The organism is Flavobacterium akiainvivens, from assembly GCF_001278115.1.
GTDB lineage: Bacteria > Bacteroidota > Bacteroidia > Flavobacteriales > Flavobacteriaceae > Flavobacterium > Flavobacterium akiainvivens.
This window is the reverse complement of sequence record NZ_LIYD01000005.1, coordinates 2,662,466-2,683,612: the sequence shown is the minus strand read 5'-3', so window position 1 is coordinate 2,683,612 and position 21,147 is coordinate 2,662,466. Positions and strand designations below refer to the sequence as shown.

Annotated in this window: 14 protein-coding genes; 7 read left to right on the top strand and 7 right to left on the bottom strand. The window is 46.4% G+C overall.

Annotated features, from left to right (window positions below; translation table 11 throughout):
- Positions 1-38: 38 nt before the first annotated feature.
- The 5 genes from AM279_RS12125 to AM279_RS12105 all read right to left on the bottom strand — a co-directional run bounded on the left by AM279_RS12125 (position 39) and on the right by AM279_RS12105 (position 9,405).
- Complete coding sequence (locus tag AM279_RS12125; RefSeq protein WP_054408302.1) at positions 39-515, bottom strand: hypothetical protein; 477 nt, start codon at positions 513-515, stop codon at positions 39-41.
- Between the two features lie 357 nt (positions 516-872).
- Positions 873-3,701 (bottom strand): alpha-amylase family glycosyl hydrolase, encoded by a 2,829-nt coding sequence (locus tag AM279_RS12120; protein WP_054408301.1) that lies wholly within the window; start codon positions 3,699-3,701, stop codon positions 873-875.
- A gap of 53 nt (positions 3,702-3,754) precedes the next feature.
- Positions 3,755-4,843 carry a SusE domain-containing protein gene (locus AM279_RS12115; RefSeq protein WP_054408300.1) on the bottom strand — a complete coding sequence of 363 codons (1,089 nt, stop codon included), beginning with the start codon at positions 4,841-4,843 and terminating at the stop codon, positions 3,755-3,757.
- A 19-nt stretch (positions 4,844-4,862) separates the two neighbouring features.
- Entirely contained in the window at positions 4,863-6,458 is a 1,596-nt protein-coding gene (locus tag AM279_RS12110; RefSeq protein WP_054408299.1) for a RagB/SusD family nutrient uptake outer membrane protein, read from the bottom strand.
- A gap of 10 nt (positions 6,459-6,468) precedes the next feature.
- Positions 6,469-9,405, bottom strand: coding sequence for a SusC/RagA family TonB-linked outer membrane protein (locus AM279_RS12105; RefSeq protein ID WP_054408298.1), 2,937 nt, complete (start codon positions 9,403-9,405; stop codon positions 6,469-6,471).
- A gap of 238 nt (positions 9,406-9,643) precedes the next feature.
- On the opposite strand from AM279_RS12105, the gene AM279_RS12100 reads away from it, so the two are divergent.
- The 6 genes from AM279_RS12100 to AM279_RS12075 all read left to right on the top strand — a co-directional run bounded on the left by AM279_RS12100 (position 9,644) and on the right by AM279_RS12075 (position 18,690).
- Positions 9,644-10,666: a LacI family DNA-binding transcriptional regulator gene (locus AM279_RS12100; protein WP_054408297.1), complete on the top strand. Its 1,023-nt coding sequence runs from the start codon at positions 9,644-9,646 to the stop codon at positions 10,664-10,666.
- Between the two features lie 203 nt (positions 10,667-10,869).
- Positions 10,870-12,237: an MFS transporter gene (locus AM279_RS12095; protein WP_054408296.1), complete on the top strand. Its 1,368-nt coding sequence runs from the start codon at positions 10,870-10,872 to the stop codon at positions 12,235-12,237.
- Between the two features lie 27 nt (positions 12,238-12,264).
- Positions 12,265-12,924 (top strand): beta-phosphoglucomutase, encoded by a 660-nt coding sequence (pgmB, locus tag AM279_RS12090; RefSeq protein ID WP_054408295.1) that lies wholly within the window; start codon positions 12,265-12,267, stop codon positions 12,922-12,924.
- Positions 12,924-15,230 carry a glycoside hydrolase family 65 protein gene (locus AM279_RS12085; RefSeq protein ID WP_054408294.1) on the top strand — a complete coding sequence of 769 codons (2,307 nt, stop codon included), beginning with the start codon at positions 12,924-12,926 and terminating at the stop codon, positions 15,228-15,230. The genes pgmB and AM279_RS12085 overlap by 1 nt, the downstream gene beginning before the upstream one ends.
- A gap of 129 nt (positions 15,231-15,359) precedes the next feature.
- Positions 15,360-17,192, top strand: coding sequence for a glycoside hydrolase family 13 protein (locus AM279_RS12080; RefSeq protein WP_054408293.1), 1,833 nt, complete (start codon positions 15,360-15,362; stop codon positions 17,190-17,192).
- 61 nt (positions 17,193-17,253) lie between these two features.
- Complete coding sequence (locus AM279_RS12075) at positions 17,254-18,690, top strand: alpha-amylase family glycosyl hydrolase (protein WP_054408292.1); 1,437 nt, start codon at positions 17,254-17,256, stop codon at positions 18,688-18,690.
- 46 nt (positions 18,691-18,736) lie between these two features.
- Here AM279_RS12075 and AM279_RS12070 read toward each other — a convergent pair whose 3' ends face one another.
- Positions 18,737-19,453, bottom strand: coding sequence for a LytR/AlgR family response regulator transcription factor (locus tag AM279_RS12070; RefSeq protein ID WP_054408291.1), 717 nt, complete (start codon positions 19,451-19,453; stop codon positions 18,737-18,739).
- Entirely contained in the window at positions 19,431-20,543 is a 1,113-nt protein-coding gene (locus AM279_RS12065) for a sensor histidine kinase (protein WP_054408290.1), read from the bottom strand. Before AM279_RS12065 ends, AM279_RS12070 begins: the two co-directional genes overlap by 23 nt.
- A 183-nt stretch (positions 20,544-20,726) precedes the next feature.
- Here AM279_RS12065 and AM279_RS12060 point away from each other — a divergent pair, with 183 nt between their 5' ends.
- Entirely contained in the window at positions 20,727-21,146 is a 420-nt protein-coding gene (locus AM279_RS12060) for a hypothetical protein (RefSeq protein ID WP_143090433.1), read from the top strand.
- Position 21,147 lies beyond the last annotated feature (1 nt).

Here is a 21,147-nt window from a genome sequence, read left to right as displayed (position 1 = left end):
AGCTTAGCAGCTAAGACGCTCAGCGGCTAAGCAACTTCCTACTTAAACGCCATCAACTTATCGCTATACGTTATTACAAACGGGTTCTTGGCCGTAAGGTCTTTCGCTATGTATATAAACTTGTTTTTCTTAATATCGCTGCTCTTCAGCACCGTTTCCTTTTTGGTGCGGCTGTCGTATATTTTTATGTCGGCGCCGTTCTCAATCCTGAATTTCTCAGCCAGGCCATTGCCCAGGTTGGTAATGGGGTAGCCAAAGTAAAAGTCTTTGTTGCCGTTGCTTACCTTTATGTTTTCGCCCTTAAAGTTTTTAGTCAGCACCACAACCGAATAGGCTGCATCAGCCGCTTTCAGCTCCTTAAGCATGGCTGTTTTCTCGGTATCCGGGGCAGCTTTAAAGTCGGCACTCTTTGTTACTTTAGGTTTGGCTGCGGCTGTTGTATTTGTAGTTTTTTTAGTAGTGGTGCACATGGCCATAAACACGCTGCAAAACAGCAGTAAAGCGGTCTTTTTCATATATTTCAGTTTCATTTTTACAGATTAAAAGTAGTATTTCGCTGTGGCGGATGCCAAAAGTTTAGCATATAAATAACATTGGGAGGCGTTAGGTAATAACCGAAATGTATTCCCTACGGGAAATAAACACCGCTACCTAATTTTATGCTGCCAAAATATTTTCCCTAACGGGAAATCGCGGAGATGTCCTACTCCCTGATGCATCATAAGAGGTATCGCGCAGCGATTTAATTTTGGTAGCAAACGCGCAATTGGTGGGGTTATTTCCCGTAGGGAATCAATTTAGGTAAAACAACAGGAGGCTCCCAAACGGGTGCCTCCTGAAACATAACTTAATTAAAAACTAACTCGAAAAAACTATTCTTTTATGAGTTTTATAGTGCTTTGGGCATTGTTTTCGCCCGTAATTTTTATCATGTAAATACCGGCGTTAAGCCCGCTTATGTCATAGTTATTACCGGCGGCGTTAGCGCCATAGGTTTTAACCAGCTGGCCGGTAATGGCATATACCTCTACCCTTTGTGCTGGTATGCTAAGGCTAAACTGGCCGTTAGCCGGGTTAGGGTACAGGCTTGGTTTCAGGGCTGTAAAATCTTCATTGCCCATAGTGGCGGCCTGGTTGCCCATAATCCTGTATTCGCCCGGTTGCAGGGTAATGGTTTGGGTATCGCCGCTTATGGTGGTATTGTCCATCAGGTTGTACCACGTTCCGGTATATGGGAAGCTCGTGTTAACCGTTTTGGCCGTAACATCAAAGTTAGCCAGTACAATAACATTGCGCAGTGCATCTGCCGGAAGGCTTTCGTCCCAAATATCAATCCTTGGTGTAAGGTTACCCGAAGCTACCGTAAACGTACTGGTGCTAAACACCGCGTTATTTGTTTTAACGTTAAGTATTTGCGCCCAGGTGTTGTATACGGCCATACGTGCCGGGTCTGTGCTGTAGCCGTTTTCCATAGGTATGGGCTTAGGGTTAGTGCGGCAATCGTTGCTGTAGGTGCCATCTTCGCAGTAGTTAATACCATAGTCATAGCCCAGCTCTTCAAACTGCCACATCATTTTAGGCCCCGGTATGGTAAGGAAAACTGCACCCAGTGTTTTTGTCCTGTCCAGCGCTGTGGCAAGGTTCTTGGCGCTGTAGCTACCATTTTGGTTGCCATACAGCAGGTTTTTATACATAAGGCGCTCCTCGTCATGGCTTTCGGCAAAGTTTACCGCGCGTGGTGCAGGATAGCCCTGGTTTTCAAAATCCATGTTGTTAAAGTTGCTGTTTTCGGCATAGCCCATGGTGTTTTGGTTAAAGGCATCGGTATGTTTTTCCCAAAGCATAATGCCCTTGCCCTCGTCAAGGCGGTAGTTTGCCCATTCAATTTCTTCCTGGTGCGCGCTGTTAGGCCCGCTGCCATCGCCCATGTGCTCAAAAATAATGTAGAAGTCAGGGTCTATGGCCCACTGCATATCGGCATATTGCTTAAGCACGGCCACGCGGTCTGCCTGGTAAGAGTTGGTACAGGTATCGCCGTTTTCGGTACAGTTTTGAGTAAAGCCTTTGGTTAAATCCCAACGGAAACCATCTATATTATACTCGGTCATCCAATACTCAATAGTGCGCTCTACATAATAGCGGGTTACATCGGTACTGTGGTTAAGGTCGCTGCCCACGCTGTAAGAGTGTTTTGCCGTAACGTTGCAATACGGGTTATCGGTAGCCGGTATGCCAAAGCCATCGCCATCAGGGTCGTTGCTCCACATGCGGGCCAGCGGAGAGCGGCCATATACGTGGTTAAGCGCCACGTCAAGAATTACCGCAATGCCGTTTTCATGACACAGGTCTATAAAGGCCTTCATACTTTCCGGGGTGCCATACGCTTTGTCGGGCGCCATGTGGTAGGCTGTGTTATAACCCCAGGATATGTTGCCTTCAAACTCCATAACCGGCATAAGCTCTATGGCATTTATATGAAGGTTTTTAAAGTAGTCTATCTGAGCCGACATCGATTCCCATGTCTTGGTCGAATTAAAGTCGCGTATAAGCGCTTCATAAATAACCAGGTCTTCTTTGGCCGGGCGCACAAAATCAGTCACCTGCCAGTCATAGGCCTGTTGAGTGGTATTGATTACCGAGACCTCAAAGCTTTGCCCCTGCGGATATTCCGGTAAACCGGGATAAACGCTTTCCGGAATATACTGGTCATCAAGCTGAGAAAGCAGCATGTGGCTAAAAGGGTCGGCCGTTTTTACCAGCGCCTGAGAGTTAGCCACAGGCGTTTGGTCTACCACCCAATATTGAAAGGTTTCTATGCCTGTGTTGCTAAGGCCGGTAAGCTCCAGCCAGAATTTGCCCGTTGCAGGGTCTTTTTTCATGGCGTGGGCACTTGTGGGGGTCCAGTTGTTAAAGCTGCCCGCCACATATACAAAATCTTTGCCCGGCGCATTTAGCACAAGGGTGGCTTTTGTATTATCAGCATCATTGTAGTTTATACCGTCTACCACACCGGCCGGCATGGCCTGGCTGGCGGCGTTAGGGTTTACTATTACTGTAAAATCTTTTGTAATGGTGTTATCGCCCTGCGTTACCACAAGTTCATAGTGTGTGTTAGCGGTAACGTTTGCGTGTGTATAGCTGTAGCTGGCGGTAGCGGCATTTGTATTAATGTCTGTTCCGTTTGCCTTTAGCGTGTAGGCAGCATTGCCGCCGGTATTGGTAGCCGATACCGTAACACCTGCGCCGTTGTTTATTATGGTAGTGCTGCCTTCAAGCGGGGCAGTAAGGTTTACCTGAAAAACACCTACGGTTTCAAAAAAATCGCCGGTTTGCTGGTAAGGAGAACTCGCACTGCGCAGCACCAGGCAAATTTGGGTAATGGTGCTTGTGGTGGGCACGTTAAAGTAGCTGTACAGGCTGGTAGGCATTTCCAGCTTGTAGGTAGTGCCGCTTACAAAAGTTAGTGCCGGCTGAATGTTGTTTTCTCCCCAGTTGCCTATAACGCTTTGCCATTGCTGGCCATCTACGGTAAGGCCCATGTGGGCATAAATAGTACCGGTATAACTTTCAAGGCCGGTGCCTGCCTTATCAAAAAACAGGGTAACGGGCCCGTTAGGGTCGGCCGGGTCCGGCGAAAGGGTAACCTGCCCAAACGCACTGCCCGTAAGTATAAACAGCAGTAGTAATGTAATTTTTCTCATAACTATACGTGATAAAAAAGGGCTGACAAGCAGCCCTTTTAGTATTTATGTTTTTAGAAGATAAAAATGTATCGTCCGTCAAGGTCGTTAAACCATATATCATACGTACCGGCAGACATTGGCACGTTAGGGTCGTTAGAATTTGCGCCCTGCCCAGATGGGAAGGTATCGCTACCCCAGCTGTTAGTCCAGCCATTTCCTTCACGGAATTTAAGTTCGCCGTCTGTAGCTTCAAAACCGGCTATATGCCACAGGTGAGGGTTAACAGTAGTAGCAGTCATATCTGTATCGCTATCCCACTGGCCCGGTGTTGCAGTACCTATAACACCTATTGTAGTGTAGGTAGGCGCAGCGCTGGCATCAAATGCAGTAACAGAATATGTCATGGCATCTGTGTTAACCTCTATAGTATAGTAACCGGCTGTAGTAATAGGAATATTTTGTGCCTCGTTGCTGCCATCTGCACCGCTTACGCCAAGAACACCTTCAGATGTCATGCCGTATTGTGGGTGCCAGCTGCCTTTTACAGTAAGTATTTTAAACGCGCCTGCGTTAAAGTAGCCTGTAAAGTAGTAAAGGTCCTGGTTTTCTACATCGCGGAACATAGGTACGTTATTATTGTTGTTGTTCCAGCCAGACTCAAGCGCATCGCCCACAAGGAACAGGTCCTGTAGCGGCACAGAAGCAAGGTATGGTGTAACCATGTATGTAATGGTGTTAGAAAAAGCCTCCATAGCGCCCTGTGTGCCTACGGTAGATTTTACCCTTACATAAAGTGTGCCCTGTGTGCCCGGCTCTATACCTGCGTTTATAGCAATGTTATTAAGGGCAAGGGTTGAAACGCTCGATGCGTTTTCGGTAGTGGTTGCAGCGTTTACAGGCGCTGTAAAAGCTTCGTCTCCGGCTATTTGTACTACATAGGTAACCTCTGTAGGGGTGGTGTAGTCCATATCCTGCCAGGTAACGGTAAGCGCCGGGTTAGTGGCTGTTTCGGCAGTAAGTACTACCGGGGTGCCGCTTTCAGGCGATGTAATTTCAAACGAGCCAACCGGGTTTACAAGCATAAGGTCTTGCTCATCTTCGCATGATGCCAGGCCGGTAAAGATGGCGGCGGCAACAAAATATTTATATATTTTTTTCATCTTTAATTTTAAATTTTGGTTAGTATCCTGTGTTTTGGGTTAAGTTAGGGTTAGATGCCAGTGAGGCTGTAGGTATAGGGAAAATAGAGTAGAAGCCCGGTATTGAAACACCGTTTGCGCTGTTACCTTTCCATGCCCAGTTATAATTACCACCTGTAAACCTTCCAAAACGGATAAGGTCCTGGCGGCGGTGTGCTTCCCAGTGCAGTTCGCGCGCACGCTCATCAAGAATAAAATCAAGCGTCAGTTCACCCGGGTTTATATTGCCCTGTGTGCCACCGCCGTGGGCGCGCTGCCTTAGTGCGTTTACATAAGTAACAGCCTGAGATGTTGTAGCACCTGTTGCTCCCCTTGCGGCACACTCAGCATACATTAAGTACACGTCTGCAAGGCGAAACAGCGGGAAATCTGTATTTACAAATGTAGAGTTAGGGCCCACAACACCTGTAGAAGATATGTTAGACCATTTGCCAAGTATATAACCCTGGTCCGGGTTTGCAATGTTTGTAATTTCAGGGCTCCTCTCGGCAGTTATAATGGTATTCCTGGCATCGTTAATAAAATCGCCGCCATTAAACTTTTCGGCAAACTGCTGCCTTAGCCTTATAGCGCCACCCCATGCAGCAGCACCTACGCCAAACTGTACACCATTTTGTTCTATAGAGCCTACCTGGCCGTTTATCATGGTTGTGGTAGGGCCATAGTTTTGGGTTACGTTACCATCGCTTTGCAGCGTAAATATCACCTCCGGCGATATTTGGTTATCTGCATTAAAGTTAAACAGGTAGTTTGCGTTTAGTGTGTAGCCAGCACCTATTATTTCTTCACACTTTGCAGCACACTCGCTATACCTGGCTGTGCCTGTATATATTTGTGCATTAAGGTACAGCTTGGCCAGTATCATGTTAGCCACACCCTGGTCTACACGGCCATACTCGTTAGTACGGGCTGGCTTAAGGTTAGGCAATACCGCATTAAGCTCGCTTTCTACAAAGTCATAAAGCTGTTGTGCGCTATACTCCGGCCCCTGAAAGTTAACCGGGTCATTTTCGGTTACCATAGGCGCTTTTCCAAAAAGGTCAAGAAGGTTGTAGTATACCAGCGCCCTTAGTGTGCGCACCTCTTCGCGGTATGTGGCAATATCTGCCGCTTCGGTATCACTAATACCCCTTGAGGCTACAAGCTCAGGAGCAGATTGCTTAAGGTATTCGTTAGCCAGGGCTACCTCTACCATAAGGCGGCTAAACATGCCCAGTACAAGTGGGTTGTCTGCATTCCAGGTAATGCGTTGCATTTCGCGCACACCGGCATCGTTTTCATAGGTCCATATAGCCTCGTCTGTAGTAAGGGTTTGCATGTACCACAGGCATCGGCCGTAGTTGCTGGTACCGGCATCTACACCCTGTAGTAAAGAGTTGCCCGCACCGTTAGGGCCTGTAAGGCTCAGGTTGCCATATACACCGGCAAGTGCCTGCTTGTATGCGCCCGGCTGCCTGTAAAAATTATCTGCCGTAAAGATGTCATCATCTTCCGGTTGCACATCAAGGTCGCTTGTGCACGAGTTTAGTGCAAAGAGGCCCAAAATGTACAGTAGGCTGTATTTTATATTTTTCATAGTTGTTTTTTTAGAAGTTTACGTTTACACCAAATAGAAACTGCCTTTGCCTTGGGTAAATGGTCTGGTCGCGGCCATCGTTAGTAATTTCGGGGTCAAGGCCGCTATATTCAGTAATTATAAAGGCATTTTGAATACCTGTAAACAGCCTTACCTGTGCCTTGCCGTCTAACCAGTTCTGGAACGTGTAGCCCAGGCTTATGTTATCCATCCTTAAGAATGAACCGTTTTCAATATAAATGTCAGATAGTACAACATCGGCAGTAGTAGTAAAGCCTGTAGATGTTACATTAGACGGTATGTTGCCCAGCACGCCATTGCGAAGCAGGTTTAGCTGTGCGTTACCGGCATTTACACCGTTAAAAATCCTGTTGCCCACGCTGGCCCTCATGTTAAATGAGAAATCCCAGTTTTTGTAAGTCATGTTACTTGCAAAGCCAAATGTAGCGTCCGGGTCAGGGTTTTTGTATACATAGCGGTCATCGCCGTTTATAATACCGTCTCCGTTAAGGTCGGCATAAGCGCCTTCTATAGGAGCGCCGGCAGTATCATAAAGCTGCTTGTATACATAAAATGCGTTTGGTGTAACACCCTCGCGGTATAGCTGCACGTTGCTGCCGGTACCGGCACCTGTGCCACCCAGTTCTATATCCTGGCCAAAAGCAAGCTCGTCTATCCTTCTTTCAAACTTGGTGAAGTTAAAGTTAACATCCCAGTTAAAGTCGTTACCCCTTACAACATCGCCTTTAATAAGGAATTCTACACCCTTTGTACTAAAGTCTCCAATATTCTGGAAACCCCTGTTAGAAAAGTTAGAACCATCAGGAAAAGCAACTACCGCAAGAAGGTCTGTAGTCTTTTTATAAAACACATCTACCGCACCAGATATCCTGTTGTTAAACAAGGCATAGTCTATACCGGCGTTGTAAGTAGTGGTTTCTTCCCATTTAAGTTTAGTGTTATAAGCGTTAGGTACACCTATAGGCAGTGGGTTAGGGCCAAAGAAGTACTGGCTGTCTCCGCTACCTGTTGTATACTGCTGCAGGTAAAAGTTACGGGCATCGTTACCCAGTTCCTGCTGGCCGGTAATACCGTAGCCCAGGCGTAGTTTAAGGTCGTCAATGGTTTGCGATTCGCTAAAAAATTCTTCCCTTAGTTTCCAGGCAAAAGCCGCCGCAGGGAAATTACCCCAACGGTTTTCTTCGCTAAAGCGCGATGAGCCGTCTCTCCTGTAAGATAGCGTAACAAGGTATTTGTCGTTAAAGCTAAAGTTGGCACGGCCAAAGAAACCTATAAGTACGTTATCTGTAACCTTATCTGTCTCAGGAAAGTTAGGTGGCAGGGTAGGGTTGTTAAGGTTACCCTGGTAAAAGCTTTCTTCCTCAAATTTTTGGTAAGAATAACCCGCAGTAGCATCTATATTAACCTTACCAAATGTTTTGTTGTAGTTAAGGTAAGTGTCAAGCAGTTTGTTGCGCAGTGTCCTGGTGCTGTACTCATCTGTACCAAAAGGCACGTTGTTGTTGCTTGGCGCCGAAGCGGCAGTAGTTGGCACATAGCGTGTCCTGGTGCCGGTAGCCTCGTCAAAACCTAAGTTTACCGTAGCTTTTAGGTCTTCAAGAAAATGAAAACGGTAGTCTACCTGGAAATTACCAAAAAAGCGGTCGTTTTTACCGTTATCCTGTGTTTGCAGCAGCTGTGCAACAGGGTTGCGTGGTGCAATTTGCGCTACTTCAGGGTTGCCTGCGCCATTTATGCTGTAGTATTCAAAAAAGCCGTCAAACGGAGACTCCGGGTCCATTACAGGCTGTGTAGGGTCAAAACGTATAGCAGCACCTTCTACACCATCGGCAAAACGGTTCTTTTCATTTGCATAGTTAGCGTTTAGGGTAAGCTTAAGGTGGTCTTCAAAGAAAGACGGGTTAAGCGCAACGGCTACCGTACTTCTGTTAAACTTGTTGGTAAGCCTTAAACCTTCCTGATAGGTATTGCCCAGTGAAAGGCGTGCCGGCATAAAGCCAAAAAGGTTGCCGGTAAGCGACGCGTTGTTGTCTACAAAGTCGGTTTTCCTGTATATGGCATCCTGCCAGTCAGTATTTGCAGTGCCCAGTTGGTTCACTTCATCCGGCCTGTAAGTGCCTATAATATTACGGTATTCGTCTGCGCCAAAAACATCAATTTTGTCATAAGCCCAGCCGCGGCCGTAGGTCATTTTATAGTTTACTTTAAGGTCTTTGCCGCCTTTTTTAGTGGTAATAATAATTACACCGTTAGATGCCCTTGAACCGTAAATAGCAGTTGCAGAAGCATCTTTTAGTACGGTAAAGCTTTCAATATCGTTAGGGTTTATAGCTGCCAGGGCAGATGTAGAGCCTATACCGGTATTGTTTGTAACAGGAAGCCCGTCTATAACAATAAGCGGGTCGTTAGAAGCAGATAAAGATGAACCACCCCTAATCCTGATTTGCGAGCCAGAACCCGGAGCGCCGCTTGTGTTAATGCTAACACCGGCTACTTTACCGTTAATCATGTTTTCGGCCGTTACAATGGCGCCTTTGTTAAAGTCTTTAGTGGTAACGCTGGTTACAGAACCTGTTGCATCTTTTTTCTTGGCAGTACCATAACCAATAATTACAAGCTGCTCAAGCTCTGTGGCGTTTTCGCTAAGGCTAACGTTAACAGGCTGGCCTGTGTAGGTCTCAGTAATATCTGTGTAGCCTATAAAGCTAAAAACCAGCTTATCGCCACTCTTAACGTTAGATAGGGTATACTTACCGTCTATATCGGTTGAAGTGCCGTTAGTGGTGCCCTCTACAATTACATTAACCCCGGCCAAAGGCTCGCCGGTGGTGTTGTCGTGTACAATACCGCTCACGGTGCCCTGTGCAAAGGCGCCTAACGGCATGAGTAACAACAACAGTAATAGTTTTTGATACATAGTTTTCATACAAGTTGTTTAGGTTAAATTACGCTTAAAATACGTTTAAAAAATGCTTACACACTCACTTCAAAGGTTAAAATTATCTAAAATACCATCACAAAAAAACGTTTTCGTAAATACACTGTTACTACAACGTTGTCGTGTTGAAAACTTTTGATTTTTAGGTAATTCAACCGCAGAAAATTCCTGTTATTCGAAAATAAAAATTACCTTTATTGGCAAATCGATAATTTTTACCGTTTTGATGAAAAGAAAGGTCACTTTAAAGCAAATTGCAAAAGAACTTGACGTATCCATTTCAACTGTTTCTAAGTCGCTAAGAGACAGCCATGAAATAAGCGAAGACACCCGCCTAAAGGTGCAGGCTTTTGCAAAACTGTACAACTACAAGCCAAACAACATAGCCCTTAGCCTTAAAAACAAAAAAACCAAGACCATAGGCATTATAATACCCGAAATTGTGCACCACTTTTTTGCAACCGTAATCAGCGGTATAGAGCAGGTGGCAAACGAAATGGGCTATAACGTAATTGTGTGCCTTAGCAACGAATCGTTTGATAAAGAGGTAATAAACATGGAAATGCTGGCCACCGGCAGTACCGATGGTTTTATCATGTCGCTCAGCAAGGAAACCCAGCAAAAAAAGGACTTTCACCACATACAGGAGGTTATAAACCAGGGTATGCCCGTAGTGCTGTTTGACCGTATTACTAACGATGTGCTGTGCGATAAGGTTATCATAGACGACCAAATGGCCGCTTATGAAGCGGTAGACTACCTCGTAGGGCTTGATTTTAAGGAAATTGCCCTTGTAACCACGGTAGACTATGTTAGTGTGGGCAAACTGCGTACAGACGGCTACATTAACGCCCTAAACGACCACAATATACCCGTGCGCGACGAACTTATAGTTAAGATTGAAGATATAGACCACTGCGAAGAGCCTATTGCCGCCCTGCTGGAAAGCCAGAGGCCAAAAGCCATTTTTGCAGTTAACGAGCTTTTTGCTGTTACCTGTATCAAGCAGGCCAATAAAATAGGCATCCGCGTGCCCGAAGATCTTAGCGTTATAGGTTTTACTGATGGTATTATATCGCAATACAGCAGCCCGAGTATTACCACGGTGAGCCAAAACGGCGCCCGCATGGGGGGCAAGGCCGCAAAAATGCTGATTGACCGCCTGGAGCTTGATGATGAAAACGAGCAGTACACCACCCAGCTAATTGAAACTGAGCTGGTTTTACGGGAATCTACGCCAACGTTGTAGTTTTGTGTAATTAATTGAAGATTAAAAGATTGAAAAACTTAAAGATTAATTTACTGTAGAAAAAAAGTAACGGCGAAATAATATTCATATTAAAAAACCAATATCTTTGTTACTGATTATCAAAGCTTATACACTTCACTTCACCCAATAAGTTTTGATAAGCCATACGCGCTTATCGTTTTATAATTTAGTAAAATACGATAATGGAAAAGCGTAAATTAGGTTTCTGGGAAATCTGGAACATGAGTTTCGGGTATCTTGGAATCCAGATGGGGTTTGCACTTCAAAATGCAAACGCCAGCAGAATACTCCAAACATTTGGTGCAGATGTGCATACCCTTTCGTGGTTCTGGATCATACCTCCACTCATGGGGCTTATTGTACAGCCTATCATCGGGCATTATTCCGACAGGACGTGGACACGCTTTGGCCGCCGCAAGCCTTATTTTCTTGTGGGGTCGCTGCTTGCTGCCCTTGGCCTTGTGTTTATGCCTCAGGCCGGTGCGCTTACAGCCTTAATGCCTGCATTATGGATAGGTGCCGGTTTCCTTATGATTATGGATGCCTCGTTTAACATTGCCATGGAGCCTTTCCGTGCGCTTGTGGCAGATATACTTCCGTCAGACCAGCGCACATTGGGCTTTAGCGTACAGACTGCATTAATAGGCATAGGAGCTGTAATTGGCTCATGGCTTCCTTATGCCCTGGCAAACTGGTTTAATGTGCCGCATGAAGATGTAAAGGGCCAGATTCCCTATCATGTAATCCTCTCTTTTATTATTGGTGCTGTTAGCATTGTAGTGGCGGTATTAATTACCATTACCACAACTAAAGAATACACCCCGCAGGAAGTTGCCGCCTTCGAAGCCGCCCAGGCCGAAAGCGGTGCACCCATACTTAAAGAAGAGCAGCACAGCATCTGGAACATCTTTACAGATTTTGCACAAATGCCTAAAACCATGCGCCAGCTTAGCTGGGTACAGTTTTTTAGCTGGTTTGGCCTTTTTGGCATGTGGGTATATACTACCCCGGCCATTGCCCACCACATTTATGGCACTCCACTAAAAGAAGTGTCAGAGTTTACCGCTGCCGAAAATGCACTTTACACACAGGCAGGCGACTGGACGGGTATCATTTTTGGTGTATATAATCTTGTGTCGGCTATTATTGCGTTTTTTATCCCGGCTATTGCCCTTAAAATAGGCCGTAAAAAAACACACATGCTTGCGCTTATCATTGGTGGCCTTGGGCTTATTTCCATCTACTTTGTGCCTAACCCAACCTGGCTTATTGCCAGCATGATGGCTGTGGGCGTAGCATGGGCAAGTATACTCGCTACACCTTATGCTATACTTACCGGGGCTATCCCCGCCAGGAAGATGGGCGTATACATGGGCATCTTCAACTTTTTTGTAGTAATACCCCAAATTGTAAATGCCATTATTGGCGGCCCTATTGTTAAATACCTGTACGGCGGTAATCCTATTTTTGCCCTTGTTACAAGTGGTGTTTCGTTTCTTATTGCGGCGTTGTTTGTAACCCGCGTAAAAGATACTGACGAAGTTATTTAGGAATACATCAATCAATCAACATAATCAATGAAACAGAAAGCTTTTATTTTCGACCTCGATGGGGTTATTGTAGACACGGCCAAGTACCACTACCTGGCGTGGAAAAAAATAGCCGACAGCCTGGGTTTTGAATTTACACACGAGCATAACGAGTTACTAAAAGGTGTAAGCCGCGTGCGCTCGCTTGAAATTATCCTTGGCGTAGGCAATATTAAGGCCACCCAGGAACAGAAAGACAAGTGGCTTGTGGAAAAGAACGAAGACTACCTAAACTACATTACCAACATGGAGGCAGACGAAATTTTGCCCGGTGTTGAGGTGGTATTGCAATGGCTTAAAAACAACGGACAGCGTATTGCACTGGGCTCGGCCAGCAAAAACGCCCGCCCCATATTAGAAAAGGTAGGCATACTGCATTATTTCGAAGCCATTGTAGACGGCAACGACGTTACCAACGCCAAACCCGACCCCGAAGTGTTTTTGCGCGCAGCCGAGCTTCTTGGTGCCGTTGCAAAAGACAGCATTGTGTTTGAAGACAGCGTGGCAGGCATACAGGCCGCCAACATTGCAAACATGGTTAGTGTGGGCATAGGCAGCAGGGCCATACTGCACGAGGCACAGTACAACTTTAACGACTTTACAGAAATAGCAACTGATTTTTTACAAACTTTAGTTAACCAACAATAATGAACCAGGATTACATCGTTCCAAACAGCTGGAGCATAATAGAAGAAGGATTTGATGCCGAAAGGGTGCGCTCGTCTGAAAGCCTGTTCAGCATAGGCAACGGCGCCATGGGCCAGCGTGCCAATTTTGAAGAGTTTTACAGCGGCCACACGTTTCAGGGCAGCTATATAGCGGGGGTTTATTATCCGGACAAAACAAAAGTGGGCTGGTGGAAAAACGGCTACCCCGAATATTTTGCAAAGGTACTTAACGCACCTAACTGGATTGGCATTAACGTACTTATAAACGGCGAGGCGCTTGACCTGGCGAAGTGTGAAGTGCGCAACTTTAAGCGCGAGCTTAACATGCAGGAGGGCTGGTACAACCGTTCGTTTGAGGCCACATTGCAAAACGGCGCTGAGGTTAAGGTTAACGTTACGCGTTTCCTGAGCCTGGTGCAGGATGAGCTTGGGGTTATTAAGTATGAGGTAACGCCACTTAACCGCAGTGCACAAATTACGTTTGAACCTTATGTAGACTCAGGCGTTAAAAATATGGATGCCAACTGGGAGGAAACCTTTTGGGAAGCCCTGGGCGCAGAATACGGCAGCAACGAAGGCTTTGTAACGGCGCGTACCTTTAAAACGCATTTTACCGCTACCACCTTTATGCACAACAGCATTTTGCTTAATGGTACAGATGTACAGGTACTGCCCGGCGATGCTGAGAAAACCGATAAGAAAGTAAGCCTGTCTTACACCATAGAGGCCAATATAAACGATACGGCTGCCATAGTGAAATTTGGCGGGTATACCGTATCAACCAACCATGCCGAGGCTGAGCTTATAAATGCTGCCAAGGCCAATATAGCTTCGGCGAAAGCCAAAGGGTATGATGCCCTTCTTGAAGAGCAAAAACAGGCATGGGCAGGCATATGGGAAATGGCCGATATTACCATTGAGGGCGACGTTAAGGCGCAGCAGGGTATCCGTTTCAACATATTCCAGCTTAACCAGACCTATCTGGGTAAAGACCCAAGGCTAAATATAGGCCCTAAAGGCTTTACCGGCGAAAAATACGGCGGCTCTACTTACTGGGACACCGAGGCCTACTGCATTCCGTTCTACATGGCTACCAAAGACCAGCAGGTGGCACGCAACCTGTTAACCTATCGCCACAATCAGCTGGGCCGCGCTATAGAAAACGCAGGCAAGCTGGGCTTTACAAACGGTGCGGCGCTATACCCAATGGTTACCATGAACGGCGAGGAGTGCCACAACGAGTGGGAAATTACCTTTGAGGAAATTCACCGTAACGGGGCCATTGCATTCGCCATTTACAACTACTACCGCTTTACCGGAGATTACAGCTACATCCCTGAAAAAGGGCTTGAGGTGCTAATTGGTATTGCGCGTTTCTGGCACCAAAGGGCTACGTTCTCGTCTCACAAAAACAAGTACATGATACTTGGCGTAACGGGGCCTAACGAGTATGAGAATAACATAAACAATAACTTCTATACCAACTACATTGCAAAGTGGTGTATAGACTATGCCGTAGCGCAAATTGCACGTGTTAAAGATGAGTTTACGGCTGACCACGAGCGCATCATGGGCATAACCAGCCTGGATGCCGCCGAGGTGCGCCAGTGGCAAAAAGTGGCCGACAACATGTACCTGCCGTATAGCGATGAGTTTGGCGTATACCTGCAGCAGGATGGTTTCCTTGATAAGGAGCTGATTCCTGTAAGCCAGCTGGACCGCGCTAACCGCCCCATTAACCAAAAGTGGAGCTGGGACAGGATACTGCGTTCGCCATACATCAAGCAGGCCGACGTGCTACAGGGCTTCTACTTCTTTGAAGACCACTTTAGCAAGGCACAGCTTGAAAAGCATTTTGATTTCTATGAGCCGCTAACGGTACACGAAAGCAGCCTTTCGCCGTGCGTGCACTCTATACAGGCTGCTACCCTGGGCAGGATGGAGCAGGCCTATACGTTCTACCTGCGCACCTCGCGCCTTGACCTTGACGATTATAACAAAGAGGTGGAAGAAGGCCTGCACATAACCAGTATGGCGGGCACGTGGATGAGCATTGTAGAAGGCTTTGGCGGTATGCGCGTTAAAAACGACACGCTGCACTTTGAGCCAAGGATCCCGGAGCAGTGGCAGGGCTATAGCTTTAAAATAAACTTCCGCAACCAGGTGCTTAAGGTATCGGTTCACCCGGGCGAAACACGCTTTAGCCTTGAGGGCGGCCGCCAGCTTAAAGTAGTGGTAAACGGCAAAGAAGTTACCGTACAGCCCAATGAGCTGGTAACGGTGTAGGTTTTAAGCCACTAATTACACGAATTTCACTAACTTTTCGTGTACTTTTTAAGCCGCGAATTGCACGAATCTCACTAATTTATTGGCGCCAATTTGTGTAATTCGTGGCTATTAATAAACAAACAACAAATGAAAAAATTACTTTTATTACTATTCACAACAATCGCCTTTGCACAGGCCGATAAGGTAGAACCGCCATTTTGGTGGGCAGGCATGCACAACCCGGAGTTTCAGGTAATGTTCTACGGCAAAAACATTGCGCAGTACACGCCATCGGTAAGCAACGGTGTGGTAATTACCAATGTGGTAAAAACCGAAAACCCCAACTATGTTTTTGTTACCATAGATACCAAGAACGTACCGGCGCAGCAACTTACGTTTTCGTTTAAAAACAGCAAGGATAAAGTTGCTTTTACACAAAAATACGAGATGAAAACGCGTAAAGAGGGTTCAGCCACGCGCGAAAGCTATACCTCGGCAGATATGATGTACCTCTTGATGCCCGACCGCTTTGCAAACGGCAACCCCAATAACGATTCAACTAAAGACACTAACGAAAAGGTAAACCGCGAAAATGCCAACGGCCGCCACGGTGGCGATATTGAGGGCATTATCAAAAACCTTGATTATATAAAAGAGCTGGGCGCTACCGCCGTTTGGGCTACACCGTTGTGCGAGGATAACGACAAACGCGGCTCATACCACGGTTACGGCCAGAGCGATGTGTATAAAATAGACCCGCGCTACGGCACTAATGAAGACTACCTGCGCCTTTCGGCTGAACTGAAAAAGCGTGATATGAAGCTGGTGCTGGACTATGTTACCAACCACTGGGGTGCCGAGCACTGGATGTATAAAGACCTGCCTACGTATGAGTGGGTGCACCAGTTTCCGGGCTATTCGCAAAGCAACTACCGCATGACCACGCAGTTTGACCCTAATGCTTCGGCTGCCGACAAACGCCAATGTGTAGATGGCTGGTTTGTGCCTTCTATGCCCGACCTGAACCAAAGCAACCCTCTTGTGCTAAAGTACCTGACCCAAAACGCCATCTGGTGGATTGAGTATGCCGACCTTGACGGTTTCCGCGTAGATACTTATTCTTACAATGATAAGGAAGGCATTGCCAAATGGACCAAAGCCATTACCGATGAGTACCCGTACTTTAACATTGTAGGCGAGGTGTGGATGCAAAACCCCGTGCACATGGCCTATTGGCAAAAAGACAGCAAGGTAGGCGCTATAGAAAGCTATAACTCTAACCTGCCGAGTGTGATGGATTTCGCGCTATATGATGCGCTGCAATGGAGCTTTAACGACGACCAGTCGGGTTGGGATAACGGCATGCAAAAGGTGTACAACAACTTTACAAATGATTTCCTTTACCCGAATATCAACAGCATATTGGTGTTTGCCGAAAACCACGATACAAACCGCATTAACCAAAACTACGGCGGCGACTTTAAAAAATACCAAATGGCCATGGCTATAGTAGCCACCGTTAGGGGTATACCGCAGTTGTATTACGGTTCAGAAATTGGTATGGCAGGTGACAAAGGCAAGGGCGACGGCGACATTCGCCACGACTTCCCCGGCGGATGGGCAGGCGACAGCAACAACGCCTTTACCAAAGCAGGCCGCACTAAGGAGCAGCAGCAATATTTTGATGTAACGTCTAAGCTGTTTACCTGGAGGAAAAGCAAAGAAGTAATACACACCGGTAAAACCATGCACTACCTGCCACAGGATAATGTGTATGTGTATTTCCGTTATAACGATAAAGAAACCGTAATGGTGGTGGTAAACAATGCTGCCGACAGCAAAACTTTTGGCACTGCCCGCTTTGCCGAACGCCTTAACGGGTTTGCATCAGGTAGCGATGTGCTTACGGGCAAAAGCATAGATGTTACCAAAGACATTACCCTTGAGGGTAAAAGTGTACTGGTGCTGGAACTGAAATAAGTTGTAAATTGTCGTTACGTTGTCGCGACAGTTTCTAATAAAGCTATAACCAAACCTTGATATGAAAAAAACACTAACAACCCTTATGGCATTGGCACTACTTGCCACCGGCTGTAAGGACGATAAGAAAACAGAGGAGACTTCGGCAAAACCGGAGGCTACCATTGCACCCGTTAGCGATGCCACGATGGAAAATGCCGTGATTTATGAGGCAAACATCCGTAACTATTCGCCGGAAGGCACGTTTAACGAATTTACCAAAGACATCCCCAAGCTGAAGGAACTCGGCGTTAAGGTAGTATGGCTTATGCCGGTGTACCCCATTTCTATGAAGCGCAGGAAGGCCACGGCAGATAAGTCTATCGAAGATATTACCGACCCGGCCGAAAAGAAAAAATACCTGGGCAGCTACTACGCCATTACTGATTATACGGCCATTAACCCTGATTTGGGTACGCTGGAGGATTTTCAAAAGCTGGTTAAAACCGCACACGATAACGGCATGTATGTAATACTGGACTGGGTGGCCAACCACACCGGGTGGGACCACAAATGGATTACCGAGCACCCGGAGTATTACGAGAAAAACAAAAAAGGTGAGGTAACCGACCCGCTTAACCCCGAAACCGGCGAGCCATGGGGCTGGACTGATGTGGCCCACCTTGACTACAAAAGCAAGACGCTCTATGAGCCCATGACAAACGAAATGCTGTACTGGGTTAAGGAGCAGGGCATAGACGGTTTCCGTTGTGATGTGGCCGATAACGTGCCTACCGAATTCTGGAACTACGCCATACCAAAATTGAAAGAAGTAAAGCCCGTATTCATGCTTATGGAATCAGACAAGGAATACCTACTGAAAGGCCAGTTTGATATGGGCTACGGCTGGGTGGCACACCACCTGATGAACGATGTGGCTAAGGGTAAAAAGCAAGTGGTGGATTTGAAGAAGTTCCTTGCCGAAAGGCCGGGTAAGTATGAGGCTGATGACATTTTTATGAACTTTACCTCTAACCACGACGAAAACGCCTGGAACGGTACCGAATACGAACGCCTTGATGGAGGTGCTGAAGCTTTTGCCGCGCTTACCTATGTTATGCCGGGCATGCCGCTTATTTACACCGGACAGGAATATGACGTTAAAAAACGCCTTAAATTCTTTGAGCAGGACCCTATTGATAAAAACGCAGGCAAAATGTTTGCCGTGTATGAAAAGCTGGGCAAACTTAAAAACGAAAACCCTGCCCTAAACGGCGGTAAGAAACCGGCATCGTTTAAGTTGCTGTATACAAGCGATACAGAGTCTGTTCTTGCATTTGAGCGCGAAAAAGATGGTAAAAAGGTAATTTATGTGGCTAACTTAAGCAAGCAGCCTATAACTTTTAATATACCGGTAGATGGTACGTTTACCAATTACATGACGGGTGAAAAAGTTACCTTTAAAGACAAACAGAAAATAGAGGCAGAAGGCTGGCAGTACTGGATACTAACCCAGTAATTCTTGAAGAAACTGATATAGAAGGTTGCCCTCGGGCAACCTTTTTTTATTCGCCCTGGTTACCCAGAAAACGGCTGAAGAATTCGTTTTTATATACCTCGCCAAGGGGTACTTCGTGTTCGCCAATGTACAGTATGTGGGTGTCAAAACTGTCAACCCCCTTAATATTTACAATGTAGGATTTGCTTACGCGCATAAAATCCTGCGGGTTTAGCTTTTGCTGTATGGTCTTCAGGTTCATGGCGGTAATAAGCTTTTGCTTTTGCGTGTAGAGCACCACATAGTCCTTAAGTCCTTCAATAAACAGGATTTCGTTATAATTAACCTTGTAGTAGCGCCTGTCGGCCTTAATAAGCAAAAAGTCGTTGCCGGTATCTTCCACCACGCTTTTTTCGGTTTGGTCGCTCAGCAGGGTTTTGTACTGGGTGGCCTTGGCAACCGCCTTTTCCAGCCGGTGCTTTTCAATGGGCTTCAGCAGGTAGTCTATGGCATCAAGCTCATAGCTTTGCAGGGCATACTGAGAGTAGGCTGTGGTAAAAATTATCATAGTAGTGGCGGGTACCCGTGCGGCAAATTCAAGCCCTGTAACCTTGGGCATTTGTATATCCAGGAAAACCACATCGGGCGAAGTGGTTTCTAAAAATGCCAGTGCTGTGGGCGCGTTAGAAAAGCGGCCCAATACCTCAATATCGCTAACTTCGGCCAGGAGGGCCTCAAGGCCTTCGCGTGCCAGCGGCTCATCATCTACTATAATACAGTTCATACGGCAGGGTTAGGGTTACGGTATAGGTGGTTGTGGCATCATTACACTCCAGGCTGTAGCGGTTGCAATACAGCAGTTCCAGCCTGCGTTTAATGTTGGCAAGGCCAAGCCCGCCACTTTTGCTGTCGCGCCATGTCTCGTCTTCGCTTTGCGAATTGGTACAGCTAAAATGCAGCTGTTGGGCTTCGGCAGTAATTTGTATGGCTACATAAGCTTCTTTGCCACTAAGGTCTACACTGTGCTTAATAGCATTTTCTACAAAGGTGGTAAACAGGTTGGGCGGTATAAGCACAGTTGCCGCATTAGTGCCCGGGGTGGTGCAGTTTACGGTAAAGCTAAAGTTATCGCGGCGTATTTTTTCCAGGTTCAGGAAGTTAGACAGGAAAGCACACTCTTTATCGAGCGATGTGGTTTCGGTATCGTTTTCATACAGCTGGTAGCGCAAAAACTCCGATAGTTTTACAATAACTTCCGATGCACTTCCGGGGCGTGTACGCACCAGCGTGTTTACATTGTTGAGCATGTTAAACAAAAAGTGCGGGTTTATCTGGTTTTTTAAGGCTGTAAGCTCCATATCTACCGTAAGTTTGTCCAGCTCGTTAAGGCGCTCACGGTCCCTGATCCACTTTTGCATAAGCCGGGCGGTACTGGTGGCCAGTACAATCGGTATTACAAATATGGTGGCGGCCAGCAGCTCGGCAGCAGAGTTTATTTCTTTTGTTTTAGGCACTATGCGGTAAGGGTCAAGAAACGTAGCCGCTACATAACGCATAAGCAGCAGCCCCGCCATAACTATGGCAATAACCAGCCACAGGTATTGTATGTATTTACCTTTAAAAAACACCGGCATAAGCAGGTAAATGTTTATATACAGTATGCTGGTAAAAATAACAAAAGGTAGCAGCGCCTGGTATATGCCGCAATTGCCCTCAAACTGGTCCTGGTAATCCATCTGGAAAAGCACGCGGGCGCTTTGCTGCAGCATTACAAAGGCCGATAGCAATATAATATGCCGCCATACCCAATACCGTTTTTCGGTAATAATGCTTATCAGCTTTATGTTTTTTTCGCTTATGCTCTTCTTGCCCATGTAGTTGTAGTAGGTAACACAAAGGTACGTGTGTTTGGTGGCTTGGGGAGGTTAAATTGTACAAAACCTGTGTTTTATTATACAAAACACCCCTTTACGGGTTTTGTATAAAATAATGGGCGGTTTGTATAAATAACCAAAAGGGTTTTGTTTATGGGCTTTTCTTTGCCCAAAAAAGAAAGTATGTGTGTAAACGAAATGATACGCCTTGCCAGCCAGATACAGGCGCTGGGCCTGCCCGAAGAACAGGAGGAAGTGCTTATGGTGCAGGCTGCCGACCTGGTGCGGTTTAAAGAGTCGTATCCCGGAAACCTGGAGCTTGTAGACCCTTTTAGCAAGGTTAGCATAGTATCGAGCGAGGCCATTACCGCCGGTGTGTGCTTTTACGGCAGTGAAGACAAAGGTGCCCTGAAGCTTATGCTGGGCGAAACCCGCAGGCTAAAGCGCCTTAAGCGTGTAAAGGAGCTGTGGTTTGTATATGTATCAGGCGCAGGCACTGGCCGCGAAAGCCTTAACGGAATTATAGACAAGCACCGTATAAAGCAATTGTGTAGCCGTGTGTTTGTACTTAACTACAATGCGGCAAGCGTACAGCTGCTGTAAA